General features: G+C 34.6%; 13 protein-coding genes. 1 reads left to right on the plus strand and 12 read right to left on the minus strand.

From position 1 onward, the window contains the following. Nucleotides 1-20: 20 nt before the first annotated feature. The 5 genes from purN to J7E44_RS21355 all read right to left on the minus strand — a co-directional run bounded on the left by purN (nt 21) and on the right by J7E44_RS21355 (nt 3,866). The gene (gene purN / locus J7E44_RS21335) at nt 21-584 is read right to left on the minus strand and encodes a phosphoribosylglycinamide formyltransferase (RefSeq protein WP_214833453.1); all 564 of its coding nucleotides are present in this window, start codon (nt 582-584) and stop codon (nt 21-23) included. A 76-nt stretch (nt 585-660) separates the two neighbouring features. Next, the gene (gene purM, locus J7E44_RS21340) at nt 661-1,653 is read right to left on the minus strand and encodes a phosphoribosylformylglycinamidine cyclo-ligase (protein ID WP_214833455.1); all 993 of its coding nucleotides are present in this window, start codon (nt 1,651-1,653) and stop codon (nt 661-663) included. A gap of 273 nt (nt 1,654-1,926) precedes the next feature. Further along, on the minus strand, nt 1,927-2,481 hold the full coding sequence (locus J7E44_RS21345) for an NADPH-dependent FMN reductase (RefSeq protein ID WP_214833458.1): 555 nt from the start codon (nt 2,479-2,481) through the stop codon (nt 1,927-1,929). Nucleotides 2,482-2,517: 36 nt separating this feature from the next. Beyond that, complete coding sequence (locus tag J7E44_RS21350; protein ID WP_214833461.1) at nt 2,518-3,246, minus strand: pirin family protein; 729 nt, start codon at nt 3,244-3,246, stop codon at nt 2,518-2,520. Nucleotides 3,247-3,488: 242 nt separating this feature from the next. Next, nucleotides 3,489-3,866, minus strand: a complete 378-nt coding sequence (locus J7E44_RS21355) for a winged helix-turn-helix transcriptional regulator (protein WP_251040642.1) — start codon at nt 3,864-3,866, stop codon at nt 3,489-3,491. Nucleotides 3,867-3,949: 83 nt separating this feature from the next. On the opposite strand from J7E44_RS21355, the gene J7E44_RS21360 reads away from it, so the two are divergent. Continuing rightward, nucleotides 3,950-4,549, plus strand: coding sequence for an FMN-dependent NADH-azoreductase (locus tag J7E44_RS21360; protein ID WP_214833464.1), 600 nt, complete (start codon nt 3,950-3,952; stop codon nt 4,547-4,549). 127 nt (nt 4,550-4,676) lie between these two features. On the opposite strand, the gene J7E44_RS21365 is transcribed toward J7E44_RS21360, so the two are convergent. The 7 genes from J7E44_RS21365 to J7E44_RS21395 form a co-directional block, all read right to left on the minus strand. Then, nucleotides 4,677-5,843, minus strand: coding sequence for an MFS transporter (locus tag J7E44_RS21365; RefSeq protein ID WP_214833467.1), 1,167 nt, complete (start codon nt 5,841-5,843; stop codon nt 4,677-4,679). Next, a complete protein-coding gene (locus tag J7E44_RS21370; RefSeq protein WP_214833470.1) occupies nt 5,840-7,372 on the minus strand; it encodes a GMC oxidoreductase in 1,533 nt (510 codons plus the stop codon). Before J7E44_RS21370 ends, J7E44_RS21365 begins: the two co-directional genes overlap by 4 nt. A gap of 344 nt (nt 7,373-7,716) precedes the next feature. Beyond that, complete coding sequence (locus J7E44_RS21375; protein ID WP_214833473.1) at nt 7,717-9,099, minus strand: MFS transporter; 1,383 nt, start codon at nt 9,097-9,099, stop codon at nt 7,717-7,719. A 15-nt stretch (nt 9,100-9,114) separates the two neighbouring features. Continuing rightward, complete coding sequence (locus J7E44_RS21380) at nt 9,115-9,639, minus strand: nuclear transport factor 2 family protein (protein WP_214833476.1); 525 nt, start codon at nt 9,637-9,639, stop codon at nt 9,115-9,117. 26 nt (nt 9,640-9,665) lie between these two features. Continuing rightward, nucleotides 9,666-11,528, minus strand: a complete 1,863-nt coding sequence (locus tag J7E44_RS21385) for a glycoside hydrolase family 13 protein (RefSeq protein ID WP_214833479.1) — start codon at nt 11,526-11,528, stop codon at nt 9,666-9,668. Nucleotides 11,529-11,602: 74 nt separating this feature from the next. Beyond that, a complete protein-coding gene (locus J7E44_RS21390) occupies nt 11,603-13,759 on the minus strand; it encodes a glycoside hydrolase family 97 protein (RefSeq protein ID WP_214833482.1) in 2,157 nt (718 codons plus the stop codon). A 77-nt stretch (nt 13,760-13,836) separates the two neighbouring features. After that, entirely contained in the window at nt 13,837-14,952 is a 1,116-nt protein-coding gene (locus J7E44_RS21395) for a SusE domain-containing protein (protein ID WP_214833485.1), read from the minus strand. Nucleotides 14,953-14,956 lie beyond the last annotated feature (4 nt).

The raw sequence follows: 14,956 nt of genomic DNA on the forward strand, positions 1-14,956 counted from the left end.
TTGTTGGTTTTTATTTATAGCTAATTCCCTAATACTTTATTAATTGCTATTGGGAAAATCTCATATTCAACCTTATGCACTTTTTCAGCTAGCGTCTCAGGTGTATCATTTTCAGTAACTTCAAATGATTTCTGCAGAATCGCTTGTCCTTCATCAATTCCAGGGGTTACAAAATGTACTGTTGCCCCACTTTCCTTTTCTTTAGCTTCAATAACAGCATTGTGAACATTCATTCCCCACATTCCTTTTCCACCGTATTTTGGTAATAATGCAGGGTGAATATTAATTATTTTCCCGTTCCAGTTTTCACAAAATTCAGGTTTTAGAATAGATAAAAATCCAGCCAATACAATTAGGTCTGTATTTTCAGGAATCACCTTACTCAATTCACTGCTGAAGTTCTTGCCCCTTGGAATCAGTATGTTTTCTATGTTATGATTTTTTGCTCTTTCCAGTCCATAACATTCTCTATCAGCAACAACAAGAGATACTTTTGCATTCTGGATCTCTCCATTATCAATGGTATCTAAAATTCTTTGAAGATTAGTTCCGGAACCTGAAACGAGTACAACGATGTTTTTCATGTTATTAATGTAACAATGTATCAGTTTAACAATGTAACAATGAATTCAATTGGTACACTGGTACATTGATCGATTGTTATATTGCTAAATTAATTTTCTCGCTTCCTTCAGTGATTTCTCCGATTTCATATGCATCATCCAATAGGTGCAATACTTTTTCAGCATGTGTTGGATCTACTACAACGATCATTCCTACTCCCATATTGAAAGTTCCGAACATTTCTTCACGGGCTACACCCCCTCTTTTTTCCAGTTCAAGCATGATACTTGGAATCTGAATTTTTGAAGCATCAATCGAAGCACATAAACCTTCACCAATAATTCTTGGAATATTTTCGTATAAACCACCTCCTGTAATGTGAGCAATTCCTGAAACTTTTACCTCTTCAATTACTTTATGAATGTCTTTATAATATAATCTTGTAGGAACTAATAGTGTTTCGTAAAGTGGTTTTCCTTCGAATTCTTCTTCAAAATTCGGGAATACTTTTCTTACCAATGAAAATCCATTTGAATGGAATCCTGAACTTGGTAATGCAATAATTTTATCACCAGTTTTTATTTTAGAACCATCGATGATCTGATCTTTTTCAACAATTCCTACACAGAATCCTGCAACATCATAATCTCCAGGTTGATACATTCCTGGCATTTCAGCAGTTTCACCACCTATTAATGCACAGTTGTTATCTTTACAAGCTGCGACCATTCCTAAAACGATTTCTGCAGCAATTTCAGAATCTAATTTTCCACAAGCCAAATAATCTAAAAAGAATAATGGTTTTGCACCGTGACAAAGAATATCATTAGCACACATTGCAAAACAATCGACTCCTATAGAGTCATATTTTTTGGAATCTAAAGCTACCTTAAGTTTAGTTCCAACTCCATCTGTTCCTGAAACCAATACGGGATTTTTATAACCACCGATCTCATAGAAAGCACCAAAACTTCCCAGATGATTCAATACATTGGAATTGTGGGTTTCACCAACCGCTTTTTTGATCTTATCAACGGTTTTGTATCCTTCTTCTTTGTCTACTCCTGCAGATTTGTAAGTGTTGCTCATGTTGTATTTAGATTTTAGAGGCTAGATTTCGGATTACAAACTATTGTAAATCTAATATCTTACATCTGATGTACTCTATCTTTTATATTAATTTATTCAAAATTTAGAAAATAAAAAAGCCGACAATCTTAGTAGATTATCGGCCAGTATTTTATCTGAGAATTTTAGAGCCCACAGTTTTCCCTTTTATGGAAAAACATTCTTTGAAAGTGGACTGAATTTTCATCTCTTTTCTTTTTGCAAAAATAGTAATTTTAAATTAATATTCAAATTCTATTTTTCCAAGATTGTTTCAATAGCAGAAATCTTAATAATTTTTTCTCTTAATTCGCTGTCTTTTTCCTCGTTAGATATTTTTCCAGCTCCTTTATCAAAGTTATCATTGAAGAAAGGAAGTGAAAATGTTTCTACCACATTTCCGCCATGGAAAGGAAAACGTTTACCCGCAGCTTCCAAAACTCCAGCTCCGCCTCTTCCACCAGGTGATGTAGACATTAAAAGCATTGGTACTTCATTCCAGACTGTTCTGTCTTTGATTCTGGAAACCCAGTCGAACACATTTTTAAAAGCCGTTGAATATGTACCATTATGTTCTGGTAAAGAAACCAAAAGTAAATTCGCAGCATCAATTTTTGCAGCAAAATCCTTTGCTTCCTGAGGTACACCTCCTGCCAGTTCTCTTTCATGCTTATAAATAGGCATTTCAAAAGGATTCAAATCTATTACTTCTACTTCTGCATTTTCTCCAAACATAGATGCAGCATAAGATACTAAATGCTTATTCATTGATGCATCGGAATTACTTCCTGCTATTGCTAAAACTTTCATTCTATTTAATTTTTTTTAAGTCTACAAATTTAATTTTTATTTCAAATAAGATGGTAAATCCATTGGAACTTCCATCAATAATATTTCGGTGTCTTCAACAGCTTCGATGTTAAAACTCTGAGTATCCCAAATTCCCAATCCGTCTCTTTCATTTAATACTCTGTCTCCTACTTTTGCACTTCCTTTCAATACAAAAGCATAAACACCATTTCCTTTTTTATTAAAAACATAGTTCTTCCCATTTCCTTTGGTAAAATTGGCTAAATTAAACCATGCATCCTGATGAATCCAAACTCCATCATCATCTTTATTTGGTGAAAGAATCTGCTGAAACCCATTGATCTTTTCTCCTTCCTTAATGCTTTTCTGATCATATCGGGGTTCTACATTCAATTCTCTTGGGAAAACCCAGATCTGTAAGAATTTTACTTCTTCATCTTTATTTTTATTGTACTCACTGTGTTGTACACCAGTTCCTGCACTCATCACCTGAATTTCTCCCTTTTTAATAACAGCTGTTGTTCCTATTGAGTCTTTATGTTCCAAATCACCTTCCAAAGGAATAGAAATAATTTCCATATCTCTGTGAGGGTGTGTTCCAAATCCCATTCCCTGAGAAACCGTGTCATCATTCAACACTCTTAAAACTCCAAAATTGCTTCTTTCAGGATTCTGATAATTTGCAAAACTGAAAGTATGGTAACTATTTAACCAACCATGATTAGCATGGCCTCTTGAATCTGATTTATGATATACTGTTTTCATATTGTGATTAATTATGGTACAAATATACGGCGTGTGAGATTCGTAGATGTTGATGTAAGGTAAGAAAGGATGTTTAGATTAAATTATGTATTATAAATTTTGAATTATGGATTATGGATTCTGAATATTTTTTAGTGAGATTCCTGCGGAATGACAAAACAGCGTTTGTATCTAAGCTTTTTCCTATTTTATAATGATGTGATTTCGCAGTTTTGCGATTCAGCGATTTTGCCTTCCTTCTTTTAACTCTCGCTATCTTTTATTTCTTCGACACCTGTACCAAAAATATGCTGGCGATGATTTGTACCCCAATTCTTTAATGATTCCACTACGGGATGCAGGGTTTTTGTATATTCAGTTGGCAGGTATTCAATAGAAACGGGATAGCTATCTCTCACTATTCTTTCAACTAACCCATTTTGCTCCAGTTCTTTTAATTCTTTGGCTAAAACTTTTGAGGTTAATTTAGGGATGCTTCTTTCGATTTCTGTAAACCGCTTATTTCCATGGTTTAAAGAAATGATGATTTGTAATTTCCATTTGCCATTGATTACATCTAATGTATCCTGAACAGGTTTTAAAGCCTGCATACAATCTTTATGATTATGTTGTTTTTCCATTATTTCACTTTCCTTTAGGTAACTACTATACTTTTGAAAGTAAATTTACAATAATTTTGTCATCAATAAAAACAAAAAACAAAATGGCAAACATTTTAAATATCAAAACAAGTATTGTAGGAGAAAACTCTATAAGCAGTCAACTCTCTCAGACTGTTATTAATCAATTGTTAGAAAAAAATCCTGAAAGCAAAGTTGTTGTCCGTGATTTGGCAACAAACCCGATTCCCCATTTAGAAATTCATCATTTCAGTGCATCAAGAATTCCCGATGAAGAAAAGAATGACGAACAAAAAGAAGCTTCGAAATATTCTGACGAAGCATTGAGAGAAGTTCAGAATGCAGATATTATCGTGATTGGAGTTCCTTTTTATAATTTCAGTTTTCCATCAACTTTAAAATCCTGGATTGACAGTATTTCTGTTGCAGGAAAAACATTTTCTTATGCTGATGGAGCACCAAAAGGTCTTCTGGAGAACAAAAAAGTATATCTGAATTTTGCAGCCGGTGGTGTATATGAAAATGGACTTATTGAGAATGTTGAAACGTATTTAAAAACTTTATTAGGTTTTATTGGCATTACAGATGTTGAAGTTTTCAAATCTCAGGGAACGATGATGCCTCATTTAAAAGAGGAAAATTTATCTAAAACTGTTTCAGAAATCGAAGCGTATAGTTTCTAAGTTTTGGTTAATAACCGTTTTTTATATTCTTATTTTTAAGGTGGGCTTTTGTCCACCTTTAGTCATAAAACAAGATAATTTCGTAAATCAAGCAGATAGAGCAGATCTTCAAAGTTTCAAAATTGTATTAAAAAGCCTCTTTAATTTTAGAATCTCTTTTAAGATAGAAAAGAAGACCGCAAATAAGTATCATAAAGACGATAAGAAATTCTAAAATCATAGAAGTATAATTGGAAAAATGACCTAAGATATTTGTTACAGCGCCGGTCCCAATTTGATTAGCAGCCATTAAAAATCCGGAAACCAATACAGAAAGCGTTGGAAATTCTATGGTTCCCCAACCAATAGATCCGGGGAAAATACTTCCCATAAAAAAGCCAATGAAGAACATCAGGAATAAAAGAATATTTACATTAGGATCGACCAACATTAGAAAGACCAACCCAGCTACCCATAAAGGAGAAGTTAAATAAACATAGGATAAATTAAATCTTTCTGAAAAAATTCCAAACAACAATCGATTAAGAGCAATACCACCCCAAAATAAGGAAAGCCCGAGACTGGCTTTGTTATTATCCAGGCCTTGATTTTTAAGTATAATTCCACCAAAACTTCCAAAGGTGCCTTCTATGCATCCAAATAAAATAATGGTAACAAAGAAAATCCATAGTTTTCCGGGAATTTTAAAATGCCTGGGAAGTTCGAAAAATGTTCCTTTTTCTAATTTTAAAAATAAAAAAGCGATAAAAGCGATAGTCACGACAATAAATATACTGCCGGGAACATACATCCAGTTTTTGACATCACCTATCAGATTCATCATTAATGGGGAAGTAAAGGTTCCCAATCCCACTAAAAACTGTAAGATCAAAATAGCAGAAGATCTTTTATTATCAAACAAGCTCGCGGCTAATGGATTTAATGTCGTTATAGAAAGTCCAAATCCTGTTCCTGTAAATGCTACCAAAATCATTAATACAGGAAACAATAAGAACTTTTCGTCCATAAAATAGTGAAGTATCCATAAGGTTCCCGTCGATATAATCATCAATAAGAGTCCGCAGCTCAAAACTATTTTAGGCCCTATTTTATTAACAAGAAAAGGAGCTCCTAAACAGGAAACAATAATGCAAATTACTTGTGGGATGAAGAGATTTCCAAACTTTGACGGACTTAACTCAAATAAAGAATGATCTATAAAAGCAGTTCCCAAAGCCGGAAATACAACAAAATTAACTCCTGTCAGAAAAGCCAGTAAATAGACGACAATGATGGTTACTGTTTTAGAATTCATGATGTTAAAACATGGGTTTTCAGATAATCTCCCACTCTTAATGCCATAGCAATAATGGTAAGTGCCGGATTTACCGCTCCACTGGAGACAAAGAATCCACCATCTACAATATATAGGTTTTCTAAATCATGTGCTTTACAGTTCGTATCAACCACTGAAGTTTTAGGATCTACACCCATTTTTGTCGTTCCATTCTGATGTGCTGGTGAAGCGATATCCATTCCTTTACTGAAATAAAACCCTTTGAATAAAAAGCTTTCAAATTTTCCGGATGCTTTTAAAGCTTTAATCAATTCAGCTTTTAAAAGTTCATGTCCTTTTTGATTGTTCTCAGAGTAGGTTATTTTAATCTGTCCATTTTCTACGGTCACCCTATTTTCAGGATCTGGCAGATCTTCAGATGTCAGCCAAAAATCGACTGCATGCTTAGCCATGAGTTCAAAAGTAAAACCTGGTGCAGGAATTGGACTATCTGCTTTAATCTGATGTTCATCGGACTTTCCCAACATCTGGATATGTCCTAAAGGAAATTCATAACCTCTGTTTGCATGGTAGAAATCATTGATACCAAATGTTTTTCCAAATTTTGTAGGGTTCGGCTCCGTATATAAAGCCACCAATGCTGTATTCTGATGAAACATATAATTTCTTCCTATCTGATCTGATGTATTGGCAAGACCATCAGGAAACTGTTCGTTTTTACTTTCCAATAATATAGCTGCAGAATTAATAGCGCCTGCAGAAAGAATCACCAGATCTGAAGTCAATGTTTTTGTTTCTCCATTCCGTTCTATTAAAACCTCAGAAATTCTCTTTCCTGTGCTGTCAGTGTTCAATTTTAGCACTTTTGCATTGGTCATCAATTCTACATTGGGATACTCCAATGCTTTGGATAATGAACATAGATGGGCATCACCTTTTCTTTCGGAAGCATCTGGAAAACCATCAAAACGATCTAATATGTAAGGGGCATTTGCTGTATTATGAGGTTCTAAATTCACCCCGATAGGCAATTCAAAAGGATGCAGTCCATAATTGGTTAATTCATCAACAATCTCTTGAATTCTCGGTTCGTGGGGTAATGGTGGATTAGGGTAAGGTTCAGAATCGAATGGTTCTGTTGGATCTGATCCTCTTTTACCGTGAACATGAAAAAGCTTTTCAGCTTCCAGATAATAAGCCTTTAAATCTTCATATTGAATAGGCCAGGCTGGTGAAGTTCCTCCATAATGTTGTATTTCTTTAAAGTCTTCTTCCCTCAAACGAAATAAAGCAGCTCCATAAAATTTGGTATTTCCACCTACATTATAATGCATTCCGGGGCGAAATGGCTTTCCATGTTTATCTAACCATAGATCTGTTGTTGTATATCTGTTCTTCTCAAAAACTTCTATAGAACCCCAGTTTTCTTTTTCAACAGGTACATAATCCCCTCTTTCAATAACCAGTATTTTCTTTCCACTGTCAGCTAATCTATAAGCCATTGTTGCACCTCCTGCTCCACTACCAATGATTATGATATCATACATCCTTTAAAATTTTAATCTATCTAAATTAAAGATTTAAAACCGGGGTTAGCTTAATAAAAAATTAAATTCCAATTGATTATATAAATAAAGAACCATGATTCTATGTGGATATGGTATATCAAAATAGTCTCGCGAACTTTATAGATTATGTAGATTTCACCTCATCATAAAAATAAAATCTGCAAAATCTGCGAGACTTAAACTTATGTTTTGACTAAAGCCATTTGAATATATTTATAATAAAAAAGTGGGCTAAAGCCCACTCCTATTGATATTTGTTTTTAAAGTACATAATCTCGTCGCACTTCTAACTTCTAACTTCTAACTTCTAGTACTTGCTTCAATCAAAAATGTACCTGCTTAATTTCTTCCTCAATTTCTTTAGGCGTTTCATCTTCTGATTTAACAAGAATCATCGTAAGAATAGCTCCAAGCAACATACAGACCCCACCTACTACAACGTAACCAATAGCATAGTTTCCGAAGAACCCACTTACTATAGGTCCGCCAAAAAGGCCATTGATAATTTGTGGAATGACAATGAAGAAGTTGAAAATTCCCATGTATACTCCCATCTTCTTTTGTGGAATGGCATCAATTAACATCGCATAGGGCATTGCTAAGATGCTTGCCCATGCAAATCCCAATCCTATCATAGAAATTTTGAGATAACTGATATCTTTAATAAAATACATAGAGATCAATCCTAATCCACCACAAAAAAGAGCTAATGCATGCGTTTGTTTTTTGCCAATTACTTTAGCAATCGGAGTTAATAAAAATGCAAACGGAATCGCCCATAAATTATAGTATCCAAATAATTTTCCTGTAAGATCTCCTGCTTTATTAAATTCAACAGAATGAGTATCTTGTGGTGAAAGTCCAAAATGATGGGTGGCTAAAGCACTTGTTGTAAATACCCACATGGTAAACAATGCAAACCATGAGAAGAACTGTACTGCTCCAAGCTTCTTCATTAATAAAGGTATTTTAGCAAAATCTTTAAAAATATCAGAGAATTTGGATGGTTCTTCAACCATCTCTTTCCCATTTTCAAATTCCGCAAATTCCTGTGGTGAATATTCTTTGGTACTCACAATGGTGTACAGGATACTTAATAATAAAACACCCGCTCCGATATAAAATGCATAAATAACATTATCAGCTACAAAACCTGCTTTTGCTACATTGGAAATTCCTAATTGTGTCAACCAATCAGGTAAATAAGAACCGATCACAGCTCCAATACCAATTAGTATTGTTTGAACAGAAAATCCAATTGTTCCCTGATGCTTGGGAAGCATATCGCCTACTAAAGCTCGGAAAGGCTCCATCGCAACGTTAATGGAAGCATCCATCATTGCCAAAAATATAACGGCTAATAACAATACATTAGCAGCCATCATTTGGGTAGCAGAAGCTGCATTAGGAAGTAAAACCAGACCAATAGCACATAAAACAGCACCAATTAGGAAATAGGGTTTCCTTCTTCCCAAAGGACTCCAGGTATTATCTCCCATATGTCCGATAATTGGCTGAACAATTAATCCGGTAACAGGTGCCACCAACCAAAACCAGGATAGCTCATGAACATCTGCCCCGAAATTGGCAAGAATTCTACTTGCATTTCCATTTTGTAAGCCAAAAGCCATCTGAATTCCTAAAAAACCCATACTCATGTTGATGATCTGAGTCATGGAGAGGTTTGGTTTTACTTTTTTACCCATTATCTATAGGAGGTATTATTTGGTTTTTAATTGCTGTAAAAGCACATCTTCAATAGGTGCTTTTTCAGCAACCACTTTATCTACTACATCATTCGGAACCGTTATAGAAAGAACATATTGCTTCACTTTCCAACTTCCGTTTATTTTTTCTACAACACCCGAACCACGACAGATTTTCATCTGAGTATCTAATAATTCATCAAACCATGCCAGTTTACCGTCCTTACTGAAATAGACATTCCTTTTAAGAGAAGTAAAATTCCATGTTTTCTTTTTGTCAAAATACGGTTTAGCCCAAATCATAAATGCTTTTTTATCCCAAACTTCGCTTGCATCGGTTCCTATGAACGTAGATTCATCAGCAAAGTAATTGAAATAAGCATTAAAATCTGCTTTCGCAGCTGCTACATTGAAACCATCAAGCATAGTACTGATATCGGTTTTATCTTTTTCAAATTTGGCGTCTTTAGATTGTGCCGAGAAATGGCTAAAATTTAACACTAAAAATATCAGTGTATAAATGATTGTAATTTTTTTCATATTCTAAATTAAATAAATTTATGTAACTATTTTTGTAATTCAATAATTAATGAAGTTTTTGCGGGTATGCTCATGGTACTTTGTAATGAAAATTCTTTTCCCGAGATGATATCCTTTCCTTTTTGGACATGATTCAAAGATTCAGCAAAACGTTTTAAATCTAATATCTGTTCTTTTTCGTTGTTGTTCAAAACGACCATCACACTTTCTTTTTCATTATATCTGAAATATACGAAAACATTGTTTTGAGGAATATAATTTTTAGTTTTTCCGGTGTGAATGACTTCTTTTCCTTTTCTCCAGTTCAATAACTTTTGGGTAAATTCATAGAATTCTTTCTGCTTTTCAGTTTGGGCTGAAGGATTGAAAGCATTTTGTTGATCCGATCTCCAACCTCCCGGAAAGTCTCTTCTGATATCTGCATCACCACCTTTCTCTTTATTCCCTCTCATCCCTATCTCCGACCCATAGTAGATCTGTGGAATTCCACGCACTGTAGAAATTACAGTTAATCCCATTTTATAAGCTTCCGGATTGGCATTAAAAATTTCGTTCCATCTTTCGGTATCATGGTTTTCAAAGAAGACCATCACATTATTGATATCCGGATAAAGGAAGTCACTGGTGAATACATTATACAATTTAATCAATCCACTATCCCAGCTTTCTTTTTCATTAAATGCTTTGGGTAAATCACCATACAACATGAAATCCATTACAGAGGGTAAATTAGAATTATAGTGAGCCGCCTCTCCAGTTTTTGAGCCTTTTTGCCATGCTGAAATCTGACCAGCCGTGTAGAGCCAGGTTTCTCCAACGATATTAAATTTCGGATATTCATCAGTAATTGCTTTCGCCCATTTCGCCATTGCTTCTTTGTCATTATAAGGATAGGTATCCACACGAAAGCCTCCTAATTCAGCATACTCGATCCACCAGATTGCATTCTGGATTAAATATTTAAGAACCAGGGGATTTTTTTGATTGATATCCGGCATTGTTTTATCAAACCACCCGTCTAAAGCATATTTTTTATCAATTTCAGAAGCGTTTGTATCAAACTGAGTTGTTGTTTTATAATTAGAGCGATAGAAACCTTTTTCTCCTTCATCAAACCAATGGATCCAGTCTTTCGTAGGTAGATCCTTGATCATCCAGTGTGAAATTCCCCAATGATTTGTCACATAATCTAAAACCAATTTCATTTTTCTTTTGTTCAACTCACGGGATAGTTCACGGTATTCTTCATTGGTACCATAACGACCGTCAATTTTATAAAGATCTGTCTGTGCATATCCGTGGTAAGAATACACTTTTTCGTTATCTTCAGTAACCGGAGTTAGCCATATTGATGTTGCTCCTAAATTTTGAATGTAATCAAGATTATTGATAATTCCCCGAAGATCTCCGCCATGTCTTCCATTGGGAAGGTTTCTATTGACTTTTTCGGTGAGATCAGGTCGTGAATCATTCTTTTCATCTCCATTAGCAAAACGGTCAGGCATGATAAGGTACATCACATCTTTGGAGGTAAAAGATTCCCGATTTGCCGAATTTGGTTCTCTTTGTTTGAGTTCATAAGAATAAGATGCTATATTTTTCCTATCCTTTTTCACGTTGATCTTAAAATTAGGAACTTTAATTTCGTTTGTATTGACCGTAAGAAAAACATAATTTGGATTCTCAACTTTCTGAATATCTTTTATTTGAATTCCATCTGACAGCTCAATTTCATTCTCAGCAATATTTTTCCCATACACTAATATCTGAAGTTCAGGATTTTTCATTCCTTTCCACCAAAAGGCTGGTTCCACCCTTTCTAATGTTTTTAATTGTGAGAACGCAAAAGAAACCGCTGAAAGAGCCAATATTACATATAGTTTTTTCATAATGGATTGGTTTAAAAAAACCTTACAGGAATAATCCACCTGTAAGGTTTAAGTTTTAAGTTTAATCTTAAAATTTATTTTATGGGCTTGATAGAGATTGCAAAACCTCCGCTTCTTACCATTTTGAAATTGATCTTAGACTTGCTTGTGATCTGCTTTTTGTAGATGTTATAGCTTTGTGGGTTGTCTATATAATCAGCATCTTTTCCATCTTCATATACTGTCGCTTCATATTTCTGACCTTTATCTAAGAAGGAAAAATCTACCATGTATTCACGTTTATTTTCATCGGTGATTCCTCCTACGAACCAATTTTCAGTTCCTTTAGCCTTTCTTGCTGTGATTACATAATCTCCAGGTTCAGCAGCTAAGATCTTAGTATCGTCCCAGTCAGCAGCTACATCTTTAATGAATTGGAATGCATCCATATGCTTCTTATAATTCTCGGGTAAATCAGCAGCCATCTGAAGTGGCATATACATCGTTACATACAATGCCAATTGCTTTACTAAAGTCGTTTTTACAAAACGTTTATCACCAGGGAAATAATAATCTAATTTGGTTTGGAAAATTCCCGGAGTATAATCCATTGAACCTCCCATCCATCTTGTAAATGGTAAAATAGTCTGATGATCTGCATTATTTCCTCCAAATGCTTCATATTCAGTTCCACGAGCTGCTTCTGCAGAAATATAGTTTGGATACGTACGGCTTTCTCCTGTTGGACGTACAGATTCGTGAGAATTGACCATGATCTTATATTCATTCGCTTTCTCAGCAATCCTGTAGAAATGATTGATCGTCCACTGGGAATAATGGTGTTCCCCTCTTGGAATAATATCACCAACATAACCCGTTTTTACAGCATCATATCCATATTTATTCATTAATTGGAATGCTTTGTCGGACCATCTTTCATAATTCGTTGCAGAACCTGAGGTTTCGTGGTGCATGATCAGTTTAATTCCTTTGGAATGAGCATATTCATTTAGCATCTTGATGTCAAAATCCGGATAAGGAGTGATGAAATCAAAGACAAATTCTTTTGAATGTCCGAACCAGTCTTCCCAGCCGATGTTCCAACCTTCAATTAAAAGTCCCTTAAATCCATTTTCTGCAGCAAAATCAATGTATTCTTTAACTTTTGTATTGTTCGCAGCGTGTTTTCCATTTGGAGTCAGCTTTGTAAAATCAGTTTTGTCTAAATGAACATTTTCTGCAGTAGAATAAGCCCATTGAGATTTTCCGATGATCATTTCCCACCATACACCCATGTATTTTGTAGGATGAATGTATGAAGTATCTTTATATTTTGTCGGTTCATTAAGATTAAAGATCATCTTTGAATCCATTACCTCTTCTGCTTTTGGAGAAACAATGATGGTTCTCCATGGTGTAACTGAAGGAGTCTGAATATATCCTTTTGCTCCCTGTCTGTCTGCAGTAAGGTGTGTTTTGAATTTGAAATTCTGAGCATCCACTTCTAAATGTGAAGCTGGATAATCTAAAACAGCTGCTTCTGCAACATTAACATATAAAGGATTTTTTCCTTCTTTTTTAAGCATTAATGGGGACTGAACTGCATTTTTAACCAATGACTGAGAAGCATTTGCATCAAAAGCCTTATCCCATCTGCCTGGAATTTCAGAAATCTTTGTTTCCTGATACTGATATTCCTGAGAATCATAATCGGCCACAATCCACCAAGCTTTCATATCAGTAGGAAAATCGATTTCAGAATCTTCCTCTCTGATCACAAAATAATTAAGATTTTTTTGCTGTGGAAATTCGTATCTGAATCCTAGTCCATCATTAAACAATCTGAATTTCACAACGATACTTCTGTCTGAAGAAGCCTGGTTAAGGGTAACCGCTAATTCATTATAGTTATTGATGTAATTTTTCTTTTCACCAAGTATCGGCTGCCAGGTTTCATTTTTAGAATCCCTTTTCTCATCTGTTTTTGTAAAACCGTTATTAAGGTCAAATTTTGCATCTTCCGCCTTAGCAATTTCTGAGGCAAACTTGATAGCTGAGTCTTTAAATAATCTCAATCCTAATTTAGAATCTTCAACAACTATAGCCCCATTATATTTTAAATTATAATAAGGTACTCCCTGCTTTAACTGAAAGTCCATTTCGAACTTTCCGTCGGGTGATTTTAAAGTTTGTGCATTAACGCCCGCAAACATCATTGAGAACAATAAAGCTCCAACTGTAATTTTCTTCATAATGACTATTTATAAGTTTTAAAAATAAATAAAGTGCTGCTAAAAAGCAACACTTTATCAGGCAATTCAGCCTGTTTTTATAATTTTGTAATCTTTAATTTGTAATCAGCAGAATTATGCAGATCTAATTCTATTTTATAATTACCTGCAACTGTCACTTTATATCCTGAATCACCAGTTACAGTATCTTCAATATTTAGGTAGGTCTGAACTGCAGTCCCCGACACTAAAGTCTGATCAGCATTTGCAGGTTGAAACTTTATAGCCCAATCGTCATTAGCTCTGAATTTAAACAAACCCGTGCTTGACAATTGAATTGAAGCTATTTCATATTTTTTAGTAGCAGGATTATAAACAAAATCAGTATCTGAATTCCAGCCAGTAGGCGTAGCATCTCCGATAATTCCAAAATTAGCTGCTACAGCAGAATAGGTATTTGCACTCCAATCTACTTTTAGATAATGAGTTCCAACAGCACTTGCAGTTATATCCGAACCGTCCACTTTTAATTTACCTGTATTCGTGCCATCATCTCCTTTATTACCAGGCCAATCTTGATTGATTGCAAATTTATATTTGCCCTTATCACTTGCTAAAGTAGTAACATAAATGAAACCTCTGTATTTCCCATCTTTTTCAGGTGAAAACAAATTGGGAGAATTTCCAGGAGTCCAATCTGCATATCCTGCTGCTCCGGCATATGCTCCCGGTACATTTATTTTAGGATAAACTAAATCTGGGTTTGGAGTATAAGGTGTTACCGTTACATTAATTACATTTGAGTAAAAAAATCCGGATCCTACAATTGTCTTTAATCTAATTTCTATCTGATTCGAAACATCTGGAATTGCCCCACAACTATACATTGCTGCATTCATTTGAGCATGGGTCATAGGAGACTTTATTAAATCATTACTGACATCAAAAGTAGAACTGTCTTTAAAACCTTTTCCTTTAACTCCAAATTCTATTTGCTGTTGCGTTACAACAGCTATATTAAATGTCGGCTTTGTCCAGGTAAAATTAATCACTGCATCTCCTGAAGTAACTTCATTTAGTACAACAGTAGTTTTATCGGAAGAAATCTTAGCTTGATTTACTTCATTTATTATAGCCTGATCTTCATCTTTTTCACAGGAAATAATCAACAGAGCAACAAAAGCTACGGCTATTATTTTTAAAAAATGTTTCATTTTA

It is taken from the genome of Chryseobacterium sp. ISL-6 (assembly GCF_018613715.1).
Lineage (GTDB): Bacteria > Bacteroidota > Bacteroidia > Flavobacteriales > Weeksellaceae > Chryseobacterium > Chryseobacterium paludis.

What these genes read in the sequence shown, in the direction of transcription:
- purN (WP_214833453.1), bottom strand. Translation starts at nt 584, where the DNA reads ATGAAAAACATCGTTGTACTCGTTTCAGGTTCCGGAACTAATCTTCAA.
- purM (WP_214833455.1), bottom strand. Translation starts at nt 1,653, where the DNA reads ATGAGCAACACTTACAAATCTGCAGGAGTAGACAAAGAAGAAGGATAC.
- J7E44_RS21345 (WP_214833458.1), bottom strand. Translation starts at nt 2,481, where the DNA reads ATGAAAGTTTTAGCAATAGCAGGAAGTAATTCCGATGCATCAATGAAT.
- J7E44_RS21350 (WP_214833461.1), bottom strand. Translation starts at nt 3,246, where the DNA reads ATGAAAACAGTATATCATAAATCAGATTCAAGAGGCCATGCTAATCAT.
- J7E44_RS21355 (WP_251040642.1), bottom strand. Translation starts at nt 3,866, where the DNA reads ATGGAAAAACAACATAATCATAAAGATTGTATGCAGGCTTTAAAACCT.
- J7E44_RS21360 (WP_214833464.1), top strand. Translation starts at nt 3,950, where the DNA reads ATGGCAAACATTTTAAATATCAAAACAAGTATTGTAGGAGAAAACTCT.
- J7E44_RS21365 (WP_214833467.1), bottom strand. Translation starts at nt 5,843, where the DNA reads ATGAATTCTAAAACAGTAACCATCATTGTCGTCTATTTACTGGCTTTT.
- J7E44_RS21370 (WP_214833470.1), bottom strand. Translation starts at nt 7,372, where the DNA reads ATGTATGATATCATAATCATTGGTAGTGGAGCAGGAGGTGCAACAATG.
- J7E44_RS21375 (WP_214833473.1), bottom strand. Translation starts at nt 9,099, where the DNA reads ATGGGTAAAAAAGTAAAACCAAACCTCTCCATGACTCAGATCATCAAC.
- J7E44_RS21380 (WP_214833476.1), bottom strand. Translation starts at nt 9,639, where the DNA reads ATGAAAAAAATTACAATCATTTATACACTGATATTTTTAGTGTTAAAT.
- J7E44_RS21385 (WP_214833479.1), bottom strand. Translation starts at nt 11,528, where the DNA reads ATGAAAAAACTATATGTAATATTGGCTCTTTCAGCGGTTTCTTTTGCG.
- J7E44_RS21390 (WP_214833482.1), bottom strand. Translation starts at nt 13,759, where the DNA reads ATGAAGAAAATTACAGTTGGAGCTTTATTGTTCTCAATGATGTTTGCG.
- J7E44_RS21395 (WP_214833485.1), bottom strand. Translation starts at nt 14,952, where the DNA reads ATGAAACATTTTTTAAAAATAATAGCCGTAGCTTTTGTTGCTCTGTTG.